Source organism: Caulobacter sp. 17J65-9, assembly GCF_010975005.1.
In the GTDB taxonomy this organism is placed as follows: Bacteria; Pseudomonadota; Alphaproteobacteria; order Caulobacterales; family Caulobacteraceae; genus 17J80-11.
The window spans coordinates 1-17,475 of record NZ_JAAIVC010000064.1; the positions used below are offsets into that span (position 1 = coordinate 1).

The window sequence follows — 17,475 nt, forward strand, 5'->3', positions numbered from 1 at the left end:
GTCGCTCAGGAGGCCGCGCCCGCCACACCGACGGCGGCCGCCGATCCGGCCCAGACCACCGCCGGCCGCTCGACCGCCGCCCTGCTGGCCGCCCTGAACGGCGACCACGCGGCGCGCGCGGCCTTCGTGCGCGACGGCTTCACCGCCCGCGCCCTGCAGAACCAGTCGGCCGAGGATCGGCTGGCCGGCTTCGACCGGCTGGCCGCGGCGGCGGGCGGCTTCGACTGGGTCGAGGCCAAGGCGGACAGCGACCGCATGGCCGACGTGACCGCGAAGGCCCGCAACGGCGGCCGCTTCGCCCGCATCGTCGTCTTCACCAGCCGCGCCGAGCCCGGAAAGATCGCCGACCTGTTCGTCATGGCCGCCCGCGACCCCGCCAAGGTGCGGGCCGAGGCCTGGCCGACCGGCCCCGTCTCCGACAAGGCCCTGGCCCGCGCGGTCGAGGCGCACGCGAAGGCCCTGGCCGACGAGGGCCTGTTCTCCGGCGCCGTGCTGGTGGCGCGCGGCGACCAGGTCGTCTTCCGCCGCGCCTACGGCCAGGCCGAGGCGGCGTTCGGCGTGCCGAACAAGCCGGAGACGACCTTCAACATCGCCTCCATGGGCAAGATGTTCACCGCCGTGGCGGTCGGCCAGCTGGCCGAGCAGGGCGAGCTGTCGCTGGACGACACCCTGGCCAAGTGGCTGCCGGAGTATCCGAACCGGGCCGCGGCCGAGAAGATCACCCTGCGCCAGCTGCTGACCCACACCTCGGGCCTGGGCGATGTGGACCGCCACCGGCCGGACGCGGACAAGCGGCTGACCGCCCGTTCCATCGTGCCGCTGATGACCGCCGATCCGGACTTCGAGCCCGGCGCGCGCGTGTCCTACAGCAACGCGGGGTTCGTCATGCTGGCCGCCGTGGTCGAAGCGGCGAGCGGCCAGAGCTTCGACGACTATGTCCGCGACCACGTCTTCGTCCCCGCCGGCATGACCCGCACCGACTACGGCCTGGTCACCGCCATCGCGCCTGACCGGGCCCGCGGATATCTGCGCCCCGAGCACGACCCGCTGGGCTTCGAGCCGCGGCGGTCGAACGAGCAGTTCCTGGGCTTCAAGGGCGACGGGTCCGGCGGCGCCTACTCCAACGTCGACGACCTGTTCGCCTTCAAGCGCGCCCTGTTCGGCCATCGCCTGCTGTCCGAGGCCTGGACGAAGGAGATGCTGGCGCCGCGCGTGGACTTCGCCGGCGCGGCGCGGCCGTCGAAGTACGGCTACGGCTTCCATCTGGAGAGCTGCGCCGGGACCCCGACGGTCGGCCACGCCGGCGGCGGACCGAACTCGGGCGTGGATTCGGTGATGTTCGCCACCGCCGACGGCAAGTGGACGGTGATCGTGCTGGGCAACTACGACCCGCCCGCGGCCGAGGACCTGGCCCTGTCGATCTGCGGGTTCGTGGCCGCCCGACCCTAGGACGCCAGCGCCGCTTCCCGGGCCAGCATGGCCGCCTTGCGCGGCAGGCCCCAGTGGTAGCCGGTCAGGCGCCGGTCGCGGGCCAGGGCCCGGTGGCAGGGGATCAGCCAGGAGATCGGATTGGCCCCGATGGCCGCGCCGGTCGCCCGGAACGCGCCCGGCTTGCCGGCCCAGGCGGCGACCTGGGCGTAGGTTGCGGTGCGGCCCGAGGGGATGCGCAACAGGGCCTTCCACACCTGCACCTGGAAGGGCGGGCCGATCAGCACCAGCGGCACCGGCCCGGCCTGCTCGCCGAAGGCCCGCACGGCCCATTCGGCGGCGGCCTGGTCGTCGCGCCGCCAGCGCGCGGCCGGCCAGCGCTGGTGCAGGTCCTTAAAGGCGGCGTCTTCGCCGCCCTCGTCGGTGAAGCCGAGGCCGGCCAGGCCCCGGTCGGTGAAGGCGAACAGGCCCAGGCCGAACGGCGTGGGCGCCACGCCCCAGACGATCTCCAGCCCTTCGCCGCGGCGCTTGGCTTCGCCGGGCGTCACCGCCTCCTGGGCGACGAACAGGTCGTGCAGGCGCGAGGGGCCCGACAGGCCCACGTCGTAGGCCACGTCCAGCAGGCCTGCGCCGTCGTCCATCAGGGCGCGGGCCTCGGCGTGGATCAGGGCGGCGCTGAAGGTCTTGGGGCTGACCCCGACCCAGCGGGTGAACAGGCGCTGGAAGTGGAAGGGCGACAGGCCCGCGGCCGCGGCCGCCTCGTCGAGGCTGGGCCGGTCGCGCCAGCGTTCGGCCAGCCAGGTCAGCGCCTCGCCCATGCGGGCGTAGTCCTTGGCCTGCTCGTCCAGGCGGGCGAGCGTGTCGGCCGGGCGGGGATCGGTGAGAAGGAGGGACTGGGTCATGGGCGGACGATAGCGGGGGCCGTCACGTCGCGCCGCCCGTTTCTTGCGCTCACCACCGTTCGGACCGGGCGGCCTTCACCGCCGCCTCCAGATCGTGGGCGAAGGCCTCGCGCTCGACCGGCGACAGCCGCGCGCCCAGCACCAGTTCCTGACCGCGGGTGGCCAGGCTCAGGCGGCTGGCGTGCTTGCCGGGATCCTTCAGCTCCACACGGGTGAAGGCGGTGGACGAGCGCCACACTTCCCTCGACCGGGGCGGGTCGACCTTCGCCACGGAGATCTCGTCGGCCGAGACGACGACCCGCTCGCCCCGCTTGCCCTCTCGGAAGTTCATCCAGAGCGCCAGGGCCAGGCCCGCGACGTCCAGTCCCAGAAACACCGGCACCACCACCGCGCCCTTGGCGTACATCAGCGCGCCGAAGAACACGTTGACCACCGCGAACGGGACCATCAGCAGGATCACGCCCAGACGGCTGAGCGAGCGCTTTGGCGTGACCAGGCGGTCGAAATAGAGCCGGTGCGGGGAGACGGCCTCCATGGGGGAAATGTAGGACGCGCCGGGGCCGCTTCACAGCCGGGCCGGCGCGGGCCAAAGAGGGCCATGGCCCTCGTCTATCCGCCCGATCCCGATCGCGTCGAAGAGCTGTTCCGCCGGTTCGAGGCGCTGAACCCGCACCCCAGGTGCGAGCTGAACTTCTCCAACCCCTACACCCTGGTGGTGGCGGTCGCCCTCTCGGCCCAGGCCACCGACAAGGGGGTCAACAAGGCGACCGAGAAGCTGTTCGCCATCGCCGACACGCCGGAGAAGATGCTGGCGCTCGGCGAAGAGGGGTTGATCCCGTTGATCAACTCCATCGGGCTCTACCGAAACAAGGCCAAGAACGTGATCGCCGCGGCGCGGATGATCGTCAATCAACATGGCGGACAGGTGCCGCTGGAGCGCGAGGCGCTGCAGGCCCTGCCCGGCGTCGGGCGCAAGACCGCCTCCGTGGTGCTGAACGAGCTCGGCGTCGAGCCGGCCATCGCCGTCGACACCCACGTCTATCGCGTGTCGCACCGGCTGGGGCTGGCCACCGCCACCACCCCGGACAAGGTCGAGAAGCAGCTGGAGCGGATCATCCCCGAGGAGCTGCTGACCCGCGCCCACCACTGGCTGATCCTGCACGGCCGCTACACCTGCGTGGCGCAGCGGCCGAAGTGCGAGATCTGCCCGGTGGCCGACCTCTGCCCGTCACGTCAGATGCTGGCGCCGTCCAAAGCCCGGCGCACGGCGCGGGCGAAGGCCTGACCCTTGTCGGGCGCATAGCCCAGGTAGAGGTCCGGCTCGATCAGCTCCAGCTCGATCAGGGCCGGCTTGCCGGACAGATCGCGCACCAGGTCCACGCGGGCGTAGAGCAGCGGCTCGGTCACCGAGGCCAGCACGGCCTCGGCCGCGGCGCGTTCGTCGGCGGACGGCGTCACGGTCGTGACCGCCCCGCCGAAGTCCGGCTGGACGCGGAAGTCGCCCTCGGCCGCCACCTTGGAAACGGCGTGGCTGAAGGCGCCGTCGAAGTAGAACAGCGAGGTCTCGCCGGTGGCGCCCACCGAGGGCAGGAAGGGCTGCAGGATGGCCGCGCCGTCCGGGCCGCCTTCGACGCCCTGGCCGGTCGACCACAGCAGGGTCTGCCAGGCGCCGGCCGAGATCTGCGGCTTGGCCACCAGGCGGTCCACGCCGAACGCCTTGGCCGCGTCGGCCATGGCCGCGGGCGTGACTTCGTCGACGTACAGACTGGGCACCACCGGCGCGCCGGCCTCGCCCAGACGTCCCAGGTAGCGCTTGTCGGAATTCCAGGTCAGCACCGAGGCCGGGTTGGCCAGGCGCACGCCCTTATCCGCCCAGGCCGCCACGGCGCCCAGCCAGCGAGCGTATTCGCGGTGATAGCCCCAGACGTTCATCGGCAAGACCAGCGCGACGTCGTCCAGCTCGCCAGCCTCGGTCCAGGTTCGGCCGTCGACCTCGACGCCCTCGGCTCCGAAGGCCGCGACCATGCGGTCGAACACCTCGCGCCAGCGGCCGTGGAAGGCTTCGTCGGCCGGGTTCGGGGTCAGGATGGCGACACGGTTCATTACGGCTTCACTCCGGCCAGGGCCAGGCAGGCGTCGGGCTCGGGCGTCGTCCCGCCGCGCGCCAGCGGCCCGGACGAGGCGCCCGACACCTTCAGCGGCTGCATGCCCTCGCGCTTGAAATAGACGAACAGGGCGCAGTCGGGCAGGCGGTAGGTCCACAGCGCCCCCGCCCCTTCGGCGCGGGTCAGCACCGGTTCGCCCAGCTTGCCCTTCACCGCGGTCTCGTCGGCGCCGACCAGGGCGGCGACGGTCAGGACCTTGGGCTTCGGCGGCTCGGCCGGCTGGGCCGCTTCGCCCTTGCCCCGGCGGGGCTTGCGGGCGGCGAGCGCGGGATCGGCGACGACGAAGCCGAGCGCGAGGCCGGCGGTCAGGGCGAGGGTCAGACGGCGCATATGGAACGGCTAAGGCGCTCGCGCGCTACGCGCAAGGCCGCGCCTTGCCTTCCCCCCGCGACAGGGTGTTGCTATGCCGCCCGAACCCTCACGCCAGACCGGAGCCTTTCGCATGTCCGCCGCCTACGACGTCGTCGCGATCGGCAACGCCATCGTCGACGTGATCGCCCCCGCCGCCGACGAGTTCCTGGCCCAGGAAGGCCTGACCAAGGGCTCGATGATGCTGATCGACGAGGCGCGCGCGGCCAGCCTGTACGGGGCCATGGCCGCCGGCGTCGAAGCCTCGGGCGGCTCGGCCGGCAACACCGTGGCCGGGGTGGCCTCCTTCGGCGGCAAGGCCGCCTACATCGGCAAGGTCGCCGCCGACCAGCTGGGCGAGGTGTTCTCGCACGACATCCGCGCCATCGGCGTGCGCTTCGACACCCCCTACCTGGAGGACGGCGAGGCCACCGGTCGATCGTTGATCAACGTGACGCCGGACGGCCAGCGGACCATGTCCACCTTCCTGGGCGCGGCCAACCAGCTGACCTATCACGACGTGGACGCCCAGCTGATCCGCGACTCCGCCATCGTCTACATGGAAGGCTATCTGTTCGACCCGCCGCCGGCCCGCGCCGCCTTCGAGCACGCCGCCGTCATCGCGCGCGAGGCCGGGCGGATGATCTCCATCACCCTGTCGGACGTGTTCGTGGTCGACCGCTGGCGCAAGGAGCTCTTGGCCTTCACCGAACAGTCGGTCGACATCGTCTTCGCCAACGAGAACGAGCTGAAAGCCCTGTTCCAGACCGACGACTTCGACGCGGCGGTGGAGATGCTGCGCCCGCTGGTCGAGATCGCGGCGGTGACCCGCAGCGAGAAGGGCTCGGTGATCCTGCGCGGGTCCGAGACCGTGCGCGTCGACGCCTGCCCGGTCGAGGCGGTGATCGACACCACCGGCGCGGGCGACCAGTACGCCGCCGGCTTCCTCTACGGCCTGGCCCGCGACCTGCCGCTGGAGACCTGCGCCCGCCTGGGCTCGCTGGCCGCCGCCGAGGTGATCGGCCACTACGGCCCCCGCCCGCAGGTGTCGCTGAAAACCTTGGCCGAGCAGGCGGAGCTGGTTTGAATCGTTTCTCCCTCCCCTTCATGGGGAGGGACAGGCCGCGCAGCGGCCAGGGTGGGGAAGTGTGAAACGGTCTCCCCACCCGGTCCCTTCGGGACCACCCTCCCCATGAAGGGGAGGGAGAAGGTTCACGTCTCCACCTTCCGCTTCAGCGCCACGTAGAGCGCCCCCTCGCCGCCGTGGCGGCCGTGGGCCTGGCTGACGCCGGCGACCACGTCGCGCAGGCTGGCGTCGGCCAGCCAGGTCGGGGCCCAGTCGCGGATGATGCCGCCGCCGCGCGAGCCCTTGCCGGTGATCACCAGCACGGCCCGGTGACCGCGCGCCTGCGCCTCGCGCACGAAGCCCTTCAGCCGGTCCTCAGCCTCGAACCAGCCGTAGCCGTGCAGGTCCAGCCGCGCGTCGATCGGATCGCGCTCGCGGCTGATGCGGCGCTGGCGGCCGGGCTCGATCGGATCGACCTCCCAGCGCGCAGCCTTCGGCTTGGGCGCCGGGGACGGAGTCAGGGCGGCCAGCATCGGCCCCGGGGCGGCGGCCGTGGCCGGGCCGGCGGGAGTCGGCGGGGTCTCTTCCTCGATCACCGGGGGCGTGCGCCCGGGACGAGGCGCGACGCTTTTCAGCACCTCGGCCCAAAGGCGCAGCTCTTCGCGGGTGGGAACGCGCTTCACGCCCGCCCCCTGGCCTTTCCGGGCGACCCGACGAACTGTGCGGTCATGGGCGCGGCCCCGCGAAACGAACGAACGCCTCCCCGATAGGCGAGGCGCCCGCCCGACGCCAGAGGGACTTACGGCGCCGCCTGGGCGGCGGGGGCCTCGGAGCCGCGCCGGTGCGATCCGCTCAGGCGTGGAAGGCCCTCTGAAGCAGCGCCACGTATCGGCCCATCAGGTCCTTCTCGACCTCGTCCTTCCAGTCGCCGTGGCCCGCGTCGGGCACTTCCACGAGTTCGAAGGACGCGCCGGCCTTCTTCAGGGCGTCGGCCATGAACCGCGACTGCTTCACCGGCACGATCGCGTCGTCCTTGCCGTGGACCAGCAGCACCGGGCAGCGGATCTCCGCGGCGCGCCTGCGCGGCGAGGCCGTCTCGAGCATGGCCGCGTCGGCTTTCGGGTCCCCGATCCGGTCGACCCAGAAGCGGTAGATCTCCTTGTCCGGCGTGTCGTCGTCGCCGCGCTCGTAGTCGAGCATCTCCGGGAGATCGCTGACGCCGCAGATGGCGATCGCCGCCTTGTACAGGTCCGGGCGTCGCACCGCGCCCATCAGGGCGGCGTAGCCGCCGTAGCTGGAGCCCATGATCGCCACCCGACCGGCGTCGAGCCTGTTCGCGGCCACCACCTGGGCGACGGCGTCCTCGACATCCTCCTGCATGCGCTCGCCCCAACGCCGCCATCCGGCCTTGGCGAAGGCGCGGCCGTAACCGCCCGACCCGCGGAAGTTCGGCTGCAGCACCCACCAGCCCTGCGCGGCCAGCACCTGGACCTGGCGATCCCAGTCGAGGCTGTCGCGCAGTTCCGGGCCGCCGTGCGGCAGCACGACCAGCGGCCCGGGCGCGCCGGTCGACGGGGCGGTCAGGTAGGCGGTGATGCTGGCCCCGTCGCGGGTGGCGACCTTCACGGCCGTGGTCGGGCCGAGCCGCTCGACCCGCAGTTCCGGCTGGCGCGCCCCGAGGTTCTCCAGGCGCTTGGCCGCCTTGTCGTAGAAGTAGAAGGCGCCCGGCTCGCGCGGGCCGGACACGTGCGCCAGGAAGCGGTTCTGGGCCGCGTCGACGTCGAACAGCTTCACATTGCACTCGCGACCGAAGAAGGCGTTCATGCCGGCGAAGTGCTTGCCCAAGCCCGGGTCCACGAAGTCGTAGGCGATCCGATCGTCGAGGTATCGGGCCCCCAGGTAGCGACTGCGCTCGTCGACCAGACCGGCGACCACGTCGCGGCCCGGCCGGCTCGACACCGCCTCGCCGATGGCCAGGGTCCGCAGGTCCAGCTTGCGCACGCTGACCGTGTCCTCGCCCTCGACCCGCACGCCGGCCAGGATGACGGCCGGATCCTCGGTCGGCCCGACATAGAAGAAGTCGGGCAGCTGGTCGGTGCGGGTGCGGCGCACGAACTTCCACTCGTCCGTGCCCGGCGCGCGGGCGTAGACCCGATGCACGGTCCCGCGAAGGTTGGAGTCGAAGCGCAGCACCGCTCGACCGGCGGCGGTGATCCAGCCGACGGTGGAGGGCGCGCCGCGCTCGACGATCTCCGGCTTGCCGGTGACGATGTCGACCGTATGCAGGGCCAGCACCCCCGAGCGGTAGTCCCAGGCGGCCATCAGGATATGGCGCGGGTCGTCCGGCAGCAGGTCGACCACCGAGCCCAGGTCGAAGTTGGTCGACAGGGCGCGGGAGTCGGCGAACAGGGTGACCGGCGCCCCGCCGTCCGTCGCGGCGGAGACGACGCGGCGGGCGGTCAGCTTCAGCGTTCCGGCCGAGATGTTCGAGTTGGCCGGGGCCGCCAGCCGCTGCTCCACGGCGATGTCCACCCAGATCAGCAGCCGGTCCTCGCTGCCCCATTCGATCTGCTTAGCGTCGAGGCCGTCGTTCAACGGCATCCGGACCAGCAGTTTTTCGGGGGCGGCCGCGTCGAGGATTTCCACCATCGCGCCCGTCTCGGGGCGGGCGGCGTCCGTGCGCAGGACGGCGATGCGGCCGCCGTCGGGCGACAGGGCGGCGTCGCGCAGGTCGGAACGCTTGAAGAAATCCGCCAGGGCGTGCGGCGCGGCCGGCTGCGCCGCGGCCGTCGACCAGGGCAGCAGGGCGGATCCCGCCAGGACCCCGGTCCCGGCGAGTAGGCGGCGGCGCGTAAACATTGGAAAGCCAGTCCCCGTTGAGCAAGCAACCTCGGGGCGCAGCCGGACAGACGGCGCGCGACGAGGCGCCGGCACTAAACTTTGCGGCTAGTTAAGAGCTTGTTTTCGCAGAGATAACAGAACGTCGGTTTTTAGAGCAGCGCCGGGATGATCCGGTCGGGGGGACGGTGGCCGTCCTGCAGGGTCTTGATGTTGAGGATCACCCGCTCGCCCATGTCCACACGCCCCTCGACCGTGGCCGAGCCCAGGTGCGGCAGCAGCACGACGTTCGGCAGGCCGATCAGGTCCGGGTGGATCACCGGCTCGTTCTCGTACACGTCGAGGCCGGCGCCGGCGATGGCGCGCCGCTTGAGCAGATCGGCCAGGGCGGCCTCGTCCACCACCCCGCCGCGGGCGGTGTTGACCAGCACGGCGTGCGGCTGCAGCAGCTGCAGCCGGCGCGCCGACAGCAGGTGGTAGGTGGACGGCGTGTGCGGGCAGTTCACCGACACGAAGTCCATGCGCGCCAGCATCTGGTCGAGGCTCTCCCAGTAGGTGGCGTCCAGCTCGGCCTCGACCGCGGGGCTGACGGGCTTCCTGTTGTGGTAGTGCACCGACATGCCGAAGGCCTTGGCGCGGCGGGCCAGCGCCTGGCCGATGCGGCCCATGCCGACGATGCCGATGCGCTGGCCCCAGATCCGGCGGCCCAGCATGAAGGTCGGGGTCCAGCCGGCGAACTCGCCCCGCGCGACCAGCTCGGCCCCCTCCACGATCCTGCGCGCCACGGCCAGGATCAGGGCCATGGTCATGTCGGCGGTGTCTTCGGTCAGCACGCCGGGCGTGTTGGTGACGATCAGGCCGCGCTCGATCGCCGCGGGCACGTCGATGTGGTCCACACCGGCGCCGAAATTGGCGATCATCTTCAGCTGCGGCCCGGCCTGAGCCAGAATCCCGCGGTCGATTCGGTCGGTGATGGTGGGCACCAGCACCTCGGCGGTCCGGACCGCGGCGATCAGGTCGTCGCGGGTCATCGGCCGGTCGTCGAGGTTGAGGCTCGCGTCGAACAGCTCGCGCATGCGAAGCTCGACCGGGTCCGGCAGCCGGCGCGTGACGACGATTTTCAGCTTGCTGCGGACGGACATCGCGGCGGGCGGCTCGGGCCTTCGATACGGACCCGGGTGTGTAGCAAGAGGCGGGAAGCGGTGAAAAGGTCGGTGAAGCCCAAGGCGGTGGCGGCGCTGGTTCTGACGCTCGGCGTGCTGGCCGGTTCGGTCCAGGCGCGGCCGGCCGACAAGCCCACGCCCTCAGGCCTTCCGGTGCCCCGCTGGGTGTCGCTGAAATTCGGCGAGGTCAACGCCCGCTCCGGCCCCGGCGACGACTACAAGCTGGTCTGGGTCTATCGCTCCAAGGGCCTGCCGCTGCAGGTGGTGGCCGAAACGTCGGAGTGGCGGAAGGTGTGCGATCCGGAGGGCGGCTCGGCCTGGGTGCACCGGCGTACGGTGGACGGCCGGCGCACCGCCTTCCAGCCGTCGTCCAAGCCGCTGGCGCTGCGCGCCAAGCCCAAATTCGAGGCCGCCACCCGCGCCTACATGTCCCCGCGCTCCATGGCGGCGCTGGAGGAATGCGAGAACGGCTGGTGCAGGCTGAAGGCCGGCGACGTGAAGGGCTGGGCCCCGGCGAAGGCCCTCTGGGGCGCCCAGGACGCCGCCCACTGCCGCTAAGAGATGAACACGCTCAGCGACCGCACAGTTGAGACGGGGCGCGGTGTCGTGTAACCGGCACGCACCCTTTTCAACCGCCGACGCGTTTTTGCGTCGCACGGAGCTCCGCCGCATGTCGGTCGCCGAAACCGGACTGGACTACGAAGCCCTTCTCGCCTGCGCCCGCGGCGAGATGTTCGGGCCTGGCAACGCCCAGCTGCCCGCCCCGCCGATGCTGATGTTCGATCGCATCACCCAGATCAGCAAGGATGGCGGCAAGTACGGCAAGGGCTACGTCGAGGCCGAACTCGACATCCGCCCGGACCTCTGGTTCTTCGCCTGCCACTTCATCGGCGATCCGGTGATGCCGGGCTGCCTGGGCCTGGACGCCATGTGGCAGCTGGTCGGCTTCTTCCTCGGCTGGTCGGGCGCCCCCGGCAAGGGCCGCGCGCTCGGCGTCGGCGAGGTGAAGTTCACCGGCCAGGTGACCCCGAACGTGCAGCGGGTGGTCTACCGGATCGACCTGAAGCGGGTGATCAACCGCAAGCTGGTGATGGGCGTGGGCGACGGGGTTCTCGAAGCCGATGGAAAGCCCATCTACACGGCTGAGGATCTGCGGGTCGGCCTGTTCGACCCCAAGGACCTGACCTGAGTTCGGCCTTAGCCTGAGTTAGGAAGCACCGCATGCGTCGCGTCGCCATCACCGGCATCGGCATCGTCTCCTCGATCGGCAACAACGCCGACGAGGTGCTGGCTTCGCTGCGGGAGGCCAAGTCGGGCACCCGCTTCGCGCCGGACCACGCCGAATACGGCTTCCGCAGCCAGGTCGAGGCCCGGCCGCAGATCGAGTGGGAGGCGCTGGTCGATCGCCGCGCCGCCCGCTTCCTGGCCCCGGGCACGGCCTACAGCCACATCGCCATGGACCAGGCGATCGCCGACTCCGGCCTGACCGAGGGCGAGATCTCGCACGAGCGCACCGGCCTGATCGTCGGCGCCGGCGGCACCTCGACCCGCACCATCATCGACGCGGCGGCCATCACCCGCGAGAAGGGCCCCAAGCGCATCGGCCCGTTCGCCGTGCCCAAGACCATGAGCTCGGGCCCCTCGGCGGTGCTGTCCACCTGGTTCCAGATCCGCGGCATCAACTATTCGATCAGCTCCGCCTGCGCGACCTCGACCCACTGCATCGGCGCGGCCGCCGAGCAGATCCAGATGGGCAAGCAGGACGTGATGTTCGCCGGCGGCACCGAGGAGATCGACTGGTCCCTGTCGGCCCTGTTCGACGCCATGGGCGCCATGTCCACCGGCTACAACGACCGTCCGGACGTCGCCTCGCGCGCCTATGACGCCAACCGCGACGGCTTCGTCATCGCCGGCGGCGCGGGCATCGTGGTGCTGGAAGAGCTGGAGCGCGCCAAGGCCCGCGGGGCCAAGATCTACGCCGAGATCACCGGCTACGCCGCCAACTCCGACGGCTACGACATGGTCGCCCCGTCGGGCGAGGGCGCCGAGCGCTGCATGAAGCTGGCGCTCAGCCAGGCCGGCGGCCGCAAGATCGACTACCTGAACCCGCACGGCACCTCGACCCCGGTCGGCGACGCCAAGGAGATGGAGGCGGTCCGCAAGGTGTTCGGCGCCGACATGCCGCTGATCTCCTCGACCAAGTCGCTGACCGGCCACTCCCTGGGCGCCGCCGGCGCGCAGGAGGCGATCTACTCGCTGCTGATGCTGAACAACGGCTTCGCCTGCGAGAGCGCCCACATCGAGGAACTGGACCCGGCCTTCGAGGGCATGCCGATCCTGCGCCAGCGCAAGGACGTCCAGCTCGAGACGGTGATGTCCAACAGCTTCGGCTTCGGCGGCACCAACGGCTGCGTGATCATGAGCCGCGTCTGACGACCCTCTCCTCCCCTGCGCAGCGGGGGAGGGAGAACGTCAATCAACGTTGGTCCACTCCGTCATCCCGGACGCGCGCCAGCGCGATCCGGGACCCAGCAAGCTCGACCTGAACGCCGCGAACGCGCGCTGCAACAACCGTCGCGCTGGCTGGGTCCCGGCTCTCCGCTGCGCTTCGCTCCACTCCGGCCGGGATGACGTCGGGAGGTGGGCCTCGTCCCAAAAGCTTTCCCCAGCGTCGCTCCCCTGCTAACCACCGGCCGCAAACCGGGAGGACGCACATGGCCGAAGACGGCTGGACGATGCCGAAGGGCGAGCTGCTGCGGGGCAAGAAGGGCCTCGTCATGGGCGTCGCCAACCACAACTCCATCGCCTGGGGTATCGCCACGCAGCTGGCGGCGCAGGGCGCGGAGCTGGCCTTCACCTATCTCGGCGAGGGCCTGGAGCGCCGCGTGCGCCCGCTGGCCGAGAGCATCGGCGCCGACACCCTGATCCCGGCCGACGTCACCGACGACGCCTCGATGGACGCCGCCTTCAAGGCCATCAAGGACAAGTGGGGCACGATCGACTTCCTGGTCCACTCGGTGGCCTTCGCCAACAAGGACGAGCTGAAGGGCTCGTTCGTCGAGAACACCACCCGTGAGGGCTTCCTGACGGCGATGAACGTCTCGGCCTTCAGCTTCGTGGACAGCGCCCGTCGCGCCGCCGAGCTGATGCCGAACGGCGGCTCGATCGTCACCATGACCTATCTCGGCTCCGAGCGGGTCATCCCGAACTACAACACCATGGGCGTGGCCAAGGCCGCGCTGGAAGCCTCAACCCGCTACGTCGCCCGCGACCTGGGTCCCAAGGGCATCCGCGTCAACGCCATCTCGGCCGGGGCCATGCGCACCCTGTCGCTGGCCGGCATCTCCGGCGGCCGGGGCATGATCTCCCAGGGCCGCGCCTTCAGCGCCCTGAAGGAAGACACCTCGATGGAAGGCGTGGCCGGCTGCGCCCTGTGGCTGCTGTCCGACCTCGGCCGTTCGACCACCGGCGAAGTCGTGCACGTCGACGCCGGCTTCCACATGATCGGCCTGCCCGACGAAGAGGCCGGCGCCTAATACGCGCCTGAGCGAAATCCAGGGCCTTCCTCCGGGAAGGCCCTGGTCGCCTAAGGGCGTACCCCCGGAACCCGCCCGGCGCGACCGGTGTTCAGGCCCCCGTAAACGGAGGGCCGGCATGAACCGGGTCGAGTACGTGGTGAGGCCCAACGAGGACGCCACCTGGCGCGTCGAGCGCGAAGGCGCCCGCTTCGGCGATTACGACAGCGAGAAGGGCGCCCTGCGCGCCGCCATCCACTCGGCCCACGCCCGGTCCGAGCAGGGCGCGGACGCCGAGGTCACGCTCTGTTCGATCAGCGGCGAGAAGCGCGTGGCCTGGCAGCCGGGCGACCCGTACCCGCCGGGGCCGTAAGCGGCCGAATTTCGACGAACCCGGTTCGACGATCCTGAAAAGCAGAGCTAGGATGCCTTCCGTTAGGGGAGGGCGTCCGGATGCTGTCGCGCCGGCAGATCGCCATGGGCCTCGGCCTGTGGGCCGCCGCGCCGTCGATCGGCGTGAGCCAGGACTTCGTGCCTCCCGCCGGTTCGCCCGATCCGCAGGACGACCCCGGCCTCGAAACCGGCACCGACCAGGCCCTGCGCATGACCGGCCCGGTGCGCGTCAACGATCGCGGCCCCTTCAACTTCGTGGTCGACACCGGGGCCAACCGCTCGGTGATCGCCGAGGAACGGGCCGCCGAGCTGGGCCTGCCGCCGGCCGGCCTGGTCAGCCTGCACGGCATCGGCGGGGTGGAGACGGTGCCGACCGTCCTGGTGGATCGTTTCGAGGTCGGCGCGCTGACCACCCGCGCCCTGCGGATGCCGGTGCTGCCGCGCCGGCGCCTGGGCGTCGACGGCCTGATCGGCCTGGACGCCCTGGACAAACGCCTGGTCGAGATGGATTTCCGGCGCGGGCGGCTAAGGCTGGCCCGGTCCCGTCCGAAGACGGTCGGCGTGTCGCGCCTGACCCAGGGCGTCGAGCGCCCCGGCCTGAGCGTGGCGGCGCGCTATCGCTTCGGCCAGCTGACCGTGGTGGACGCCCGGTCCGGGACCACCAACCTGACCGCCTTCATCGACTCCGGCTCGCAGGTGACGGTCGGCAACAGCGCGCTGCGCGACGTGGTGCGCCTGCGCCAGCTCGACATTCCCGACCTGAACCGCGTCGTGCCGATCTTCAGCGTGACCAGCCAGACCGCCTACGGCGAGTTCGCGGTGCTGCGCTCGCTCAGGCTCGGCGAAACCAGGCTGGTCAACCTGCCGCTGGTGTTCTCGGACCTGCACACCTTCGGCCTCTGGGGCCTGAACGACAGCCCGGCCCTGCTGCTGGGGATCGACACGCTGAGCCTGTTCGGCTCCGTCACCCTGGACTTCGGCCGCCACGAGGTGCTGTTCAACCCTTAGGCCGGTCAGGCGTGCGGGCGGCGGTCCTGCGTGTCGTGACGGGCGCGCGCGATCGCGTCGGGGCCAGGCCCCTCCTCCGCCGCCAGCCAGGCGTCGCGGATGCTGTGGGGCAGGCTGTCCCGCACCTTGGAGATCTGGCCCTCCGGCACGTGGCGCGACAGCACGCAGAACACCGCGCGGCAGGCCTCGACCGGATCGACCGGACGGGTGTCGGACAGCCAGCTCTGCACCTCGTCCACGAACTCGTCGAAGTCGCGCACGCGGGTCGGCTGCTTCTCCGGCTGGAACTGGTCGAAATAAACCCCGCGGACCAGCATGGGCAGCTCCTGGCCCAGGTGCGCGGCCAGCGGCACCGGCAGGCGGTCGCGCAGCTTGTGCAGCACCACCGACAGCACCTTCCAGGCCACCTTACGGTCGGGCCCGACCCGGGCCATGATCTCGTCCAGCCAGATGTTGGTGGTCTGGAGCGTCTTGTCGAAAACCTCGAGCCCGTTCGCGCTCATGACCGCACCTCCTGTACGCCTGGGACGCCCCGGCAACCGGGGTGGTGGAGGGCCTGTTCCTCAGCGGAACGGGACTTCCCTAGGCCCGCGGCCACGGCCCCGCTAGGATCGCGCCGCCGTCGCTCCGGAGGTCCCATGCGCGCGCTCGTCACCGCCGTCTGCCTGCTGCTGGCCGCCTGCGCCACGCGTCCGGCCGAGCCGAAGACCGATCCGCTGAACCCGGCCGCCGAGGCCTATGTGAAGCTGGTGCTAGAGATCGGCGAGCTGGAGCCGGGCTATGTCGACGCCTACTACGGCCCGCAGGCCTGGGCCGACGCCGCCAAGGCGGACAAGCGTTCGGCGCCCCAGCTGAAAGCCGAGGCCGACCGCCTGCTGGCGCAGGTCGAGGCGGTGAAGCCGGCGCGCCTCGATCCGATGGAGGCCCGTCGGCGCGCCTACCTGATCGCCCACCTGCAGTCCGCCCTCTTCCGCCTCGACATGATCGAGGGCGTGCGCAAGCCGTTCCAGGACGAGGCGCAGGCTCTGTTCGGCGTGCGTCCGGAGGTCAAGCCGCTGTCGGCCTACGATCCGGTGCTGGCCAGGGTCGACGCCCTGGTCCCCGGCGCCGGGCCGCTGGCCGAGCGGGTCGACGCCTTCAAGAGCCGCTACGTCATCCCCGCCGACCGGCTGGACGCGGTCATGCGCGCGGCCATCGCCGAGTGCCGCAAGCGCACCCTGGCCCACATCGCCCTGCCCGCCGACGAGAGCTTCACCCTGGAGTTCGTCACCGGCAAATCCTGGTCGGGCTACAACTGGTACAAGGGCGACGCCAAGAGCCTGATCCAGATCAACACCGACCTGCCGATCTTCATCGACCGCGCCGTCGATCTGGGCTGCCACGAGGGCTATCCCGGGCACCACACCTACAACGCCCTGCTGGAAGAGCGCCTGACCAAGGGCCGCGGCTGGGTCGAGTTCTCGGTCTATCCGCTCTACAGCCCGCAGTCGTTCATCGCCGAGGGCAGCGGCAACTACGGCATCGACCTGGCCTTCCCGGGCGAACAGCGCACCCGCTTCGAGGCCGAGGTGCTCTATCCGCTGGCCGGGCTCGATCCGAAGACGGCCAGGGCCTACGCCGACCTGCGCGACGCCATGCGCGAACTCGACGGCGCGCGCACCACCATCGCGGCCATGTACCTGGACGGAAAGATCGACCGCGAGACGGCGATCGCCCTGACCCAGAAGTACAACCTGATGTCGCGCGCCCGCGCCGAGCAGCGGGTCGCCTTCACCGACGGCTACCGCAGCTACGTCATCAACTACGGCCTGGGCCAGGACATGGTCCGCGCCCATGTCGAGAAGGCCGGGCCGGACCAGACCGCGCGCTGGAAGGCGATGGAGACCCTTTTGTCCGAACCGGCCCTGCCGTCGGAGCTCTAGCCCTTAGCGGCAGCCGCAGCCGCCGGCGCGGACCGTGACGCCGGCCCGGGCCGAGGCGGTCGCGCGCGCGCCGGCGATCACCACCACCCGGCTGCGGCTGAGATAGACGTTCGGTTCGCCGCCCACGCCCCCGGCCGCGCCGCCGCCGAAGAAGCCGGGCTCGAGCCGCACGACGGCGACGGCGTCGACGTCCTCGGGACGGTCCATGACGGCGGGAATGTCGGCGCTCGCATCGCCCGAGCGGGTGGTGCGCACGTCCGCGCCGCAGACCGTGCGGCCCACCGAGGTGTCGGCGCACGGGGCCTCGCCGGAGCGCACGGTGCGCTCGCCGGCGGCGACGGGCGCGGCGGCGAGGGCGGCGAGGATCAGGCTGGCGGCGAAGATGCGGGTCATGCCGCCATGGTTAACGCACGGGCCGCACACGCAACCCCCTGCGCGCGGCAGGGGAATTCAGGCTCCTGGAGCCTTCCCGTTTCGAATGGAACCATTCGAAACGGATCAGAAGGCTCCACCCTTTGAATTTGAGCGCGATGGCCGCCGAAACCGGCGACCACTTTCGGCTATCGCGCTCAGAAGTCGACCGCCAGGCCCTTGCGCTCCCAGTCGTTGAAGCGGGTCGGCTCCAGGCCGCTGGGGCCGCCGTCCTCGGGCGGCAGCTCGGGCTCGGCCGCGCGGCGGGCGGCGGCTTCTTCCAGGGCGCGGCGGGCGGCCGGGGTCAGCGCCTTGC

The 17,475-nt window shown here is 71.3% G+C and carries 20 protein-coding genes; 10 read left to right on the top strand and 10 right to left on the bottom strand.

Annotated elements, in window-relative coordinates; all coding sequences use genetic code 11:
• On the top strand, positions 1–1,449 hold a 1,449-nt coding region (locus tag G3573_RS11270; protein WP_163261188.1), incomplete at its 5' end, for a serine hydrolase domain-containing protein.
• On the opposite strand, the gene G3573_RS11275 is transcribed toward G3573_RS11270, so the two are convergent.
• Both G3573_RS11275 and G3573_RS11280 read right to left on the bottom strand, forming a co-directional pair.
• Positions 1,446–2,330, bottom strand: a complete 885-nt coding sequence (locus G3573_RS11275) for a bifunctional helix-turn-helix domain-containing protein/methylated-DNA--[protein]-cysteine S-methyltransferase (protein ID WP_163261189.1) — start codon at positions 2,328–2,330, stop codon at positions 1,446–1,448. The two genes, G3573_RS11270 and G3573_RS11275, sit on opposite strands and share 4 nt — an antisense overlap.
• Before the next feature lie 49 nt (positions 2,331–2,379).
• The gene (locus G3573_RS11280) at positions 2,380–2,865 is read right to left on the bottom strand and encodes a DUF2244 domain-containing protein (RefSeq protein WP_163261190.1); all 486 of its coding nucleotides are present in this window, start codon (positions 2,863–2,865) and stop codon (positions 2,380–2,382) included.
• A gap of 63 nt (positions 2,866–2,928) precedes the next feature.
• Between G3573_RS11280 and nth the strand changes: the two genes are divergently transcribed.
• Positions 2,929–3,615: an endonuclease III gene (gene nth / locus G3573_RS11285; RefSeq protein WP_163261191.1), complete on the top strand. Its 687-nt coding sequence runs from the start codon at positions 2,929–2,931 to the stop codon at positions 3,613–3,615.
• Here nth and G3573_RS11290 read toward each other — a convergent pair.
• Together G3573_RS11290 and G3573_RS11295 are read right to left on the bottom strand one after the other, a co-directional pair.
• Positions 3,564–4,433, bottom strand: coding sequence for a transporter (locus tag G3573_RS11290; protein WP_163261192.1), 870 nt, complete (start codon positions 4,431–4,433; stop codon positions 3,564–3,566). The genes nth and G3573_RS11290 overlap by 52 nt on opposite strands.
• Complete coding sequence (locus tag G3573_RS11295; protein WP_163261193.1) at positions 4,433–4,825, bottom strand: hypothetical protein; 393 nt, start codon at positions 4,823–4,825, stop codon at positions 4,433–4,435. The genes G3573_RS11290 and G3573_RS11295 overlap by 1 nt, the downstream gene beginning before the upstream one ends.
• 112 nt (positions 4,826–4,937) lie before the next feature.
• On the opposite strand from G3573_RS11295, the gene G3573_RS11300 reads away from it, so the two are divergent.
• The gene (locus tag G3573_RS11300) at positions 4,938–5,930 is read left to right on the top strand and encodes an adenosine kinase (protein ID WP_163261194.1); all 993 of its coding nucleotides are present in this window, start codon (positions 4,938–4,940) and stop codon (positions 5,928–5,930) included.
• 125 nt (positions 5,931–6,055) lie between these two features.
• Here the strand turns inward: G3573_RS11300 and G3573_RS11305 are convergent, their stop codons facing one another.
• From G3573_RS11305 to G3573_RS11315, 3 genes are all read right to left on the bottom strand, one after another.
• Complete coding sequence (locus tag G3573_RS11305) at positions 6,056–6,592, bottom strand: Smr/MutS family protein (protein ID WP_163261195.1); 537 nt, start codon at positions 6,590–6,592, stop codon at positions 6,056–6,058.
• 169 nt (positions 6,593–6,761) lie between these two features.
• Positions 6,762–8,768 (bottom strand): alpha/beta fold hydrolase, encoded by a 2,007-nt coding sequence (locus tag G3573_RS11310; protein WP_163261196.1) that lies wholly within the window; start codon positions 8,766–8,768, stop codon positions 6,762–6,764.
• Positions 8,769–8,899: 131 nt separating this feature from the next.
• Complete coding sequence (locus tag G3573_RS11315; protein ID WP_163261197.1) at positions 8,900–9,889, bottom strand: D-glycerate dehydrogenase; 990 nt, start codon at positions 9,887–9,889, stop codon at positions 8,900–8,902.
• Between the two features lie 60 nt (positions 9,890–9,949).
• On the opposite strand from G3573_RS11315, the gene G3573_RS11320 reads away from it, so the two are divergent.
• From G3573_RS11320 to G3573_RS11345, 6 genes are all read left to right on the top strand, one after another.
• Complete coding sequence (locus tag G3573_RS11320) at positions 9,950–10,468, top strand: SH3 domain-containing protein (RefSeq protein ID WP_163261198.1); 519 nt, start codon at positions 9,950–9,952, stop codon at positions 10,466–10,468.
• 112 nt (positions 10,469–10,580) lie between these two features.
• Positions 10,581–11,099 (top strand): 3-hydroxyacyl-[acyl-carrier-protein] dehydratase FabA, encoded by a 519-nt coding sequence (gene fabA, locus G3573_RS11325; RefSeq protein WP_163261199.1) that lies wholly within the window; start codon positions 10,581–10,583, stop codon positions 11,097–11,099.
• Positions 11,100–11,131: 32 nt separating this feature from the next.
• Positions 11,132–12,343 (top strand): beta-ketoacyl-ACP synthase I, encoded by a 1,212-nt coding sequence (gene fabB, locus G3573_RS11330; RefSeq protein ID WP_163261200.1) that lies wholly within the window; start codon positions 11,132–11,134, stop codon positions 12,341–12,343.
• A 281-nt stretch (positions 12,344–12,624) separates the two neighbouring features.
• Positions 12,625–13,446, top strand: coding sequence for an enoyl-ACP reductase (locus G3573_RS11335; protein WP_163261201.1), 822 nt, complete (start codon positions 12,625–12,627; stop codon positions 13,444–13,446).
• 118 nt (positions 13,447–13,564) lie between these two features.
• A complete protein-coding gene (locus tag G3573_RS11340; RefSeq protein ID WP_163261202.1) occupies positions 13,565–13,798 on the top strand; it encodes a hypothetical protein in 234 nt (77 codons plus the stop codon).
• An 80-nt stretch (positions 13,799–13,878) separates the two neighbouring features.
• Positions 13,879–14,826 carry a retropepsin-like aspartic protease gene (locus tag G3573_RS11345; RefSeq protein ID WP_163261203.1) on the top strand — a complete coding sequence of 316 codons (948 nt, stop codon included), beginning with the start codon at positions 13,879–13,881 and terminating at the stop codon, positions 14,824–14,826.
• Between the two features lie 5 nt (positions 14,827–14,831).
• Here the strand turns inward: G3573_RS11345 and G3573_RS11350 are convergent, their stop codons facing one another.
• Complete coding sequence (locus G3573_RS11350; protein WP_163261204.1) at positions 14,832–15,329, bottom strand: DUF2267 domain-containing protein; 498 nt, start codon at positions 15,327–15,329, stop codon at positions 14,832–14,834.
• A 135-nt stretch (positions 15,330–15,464) separates the two neighbouring features.
• On the opposite strand from G3573_RS11350, the gene G3573_RS11355 reads away from it, so the two are divergent.
• On the top strand, positions 15,465–16,748 hold the full coding sequence (locus G3573_RS11355; RefSeq protein WP_163261205.1) for a hypothetical protein: 1,284 nt from the start codon (positions 15,465–15,467) through the stop codon (positions 16,746–16,748).
• 3 nt (positions 16,749–16,751) lie between these two features.
• Here G3573_RS11355 and G3573_RS11360 read toward each other — a convergent pair whose 3' ends face one another.
• Both G3573_RS11360 and G3573_RS11365 read right to left on the bottom strand, forming a co-directional pair.
• Positions 16,752–17,141, bottom strand: a complete 390-nt coding sequence (locus G3573_RS11360) for a hypothetical protein (protein ID WP_163261206.1) — start codon at positions 17,139–17,141, stop codon at positions 16,752–16,754.
• 176 nt (positions 17,142–17,317) lie between these two features.
• The coding region (locus G3573_RS11365) for a DUF1674 domain-containing protein (protein ID WP_163261207.1) at positions 17,318–17,475 on the bottom strand (158 nt) is incomplete at its 5' end.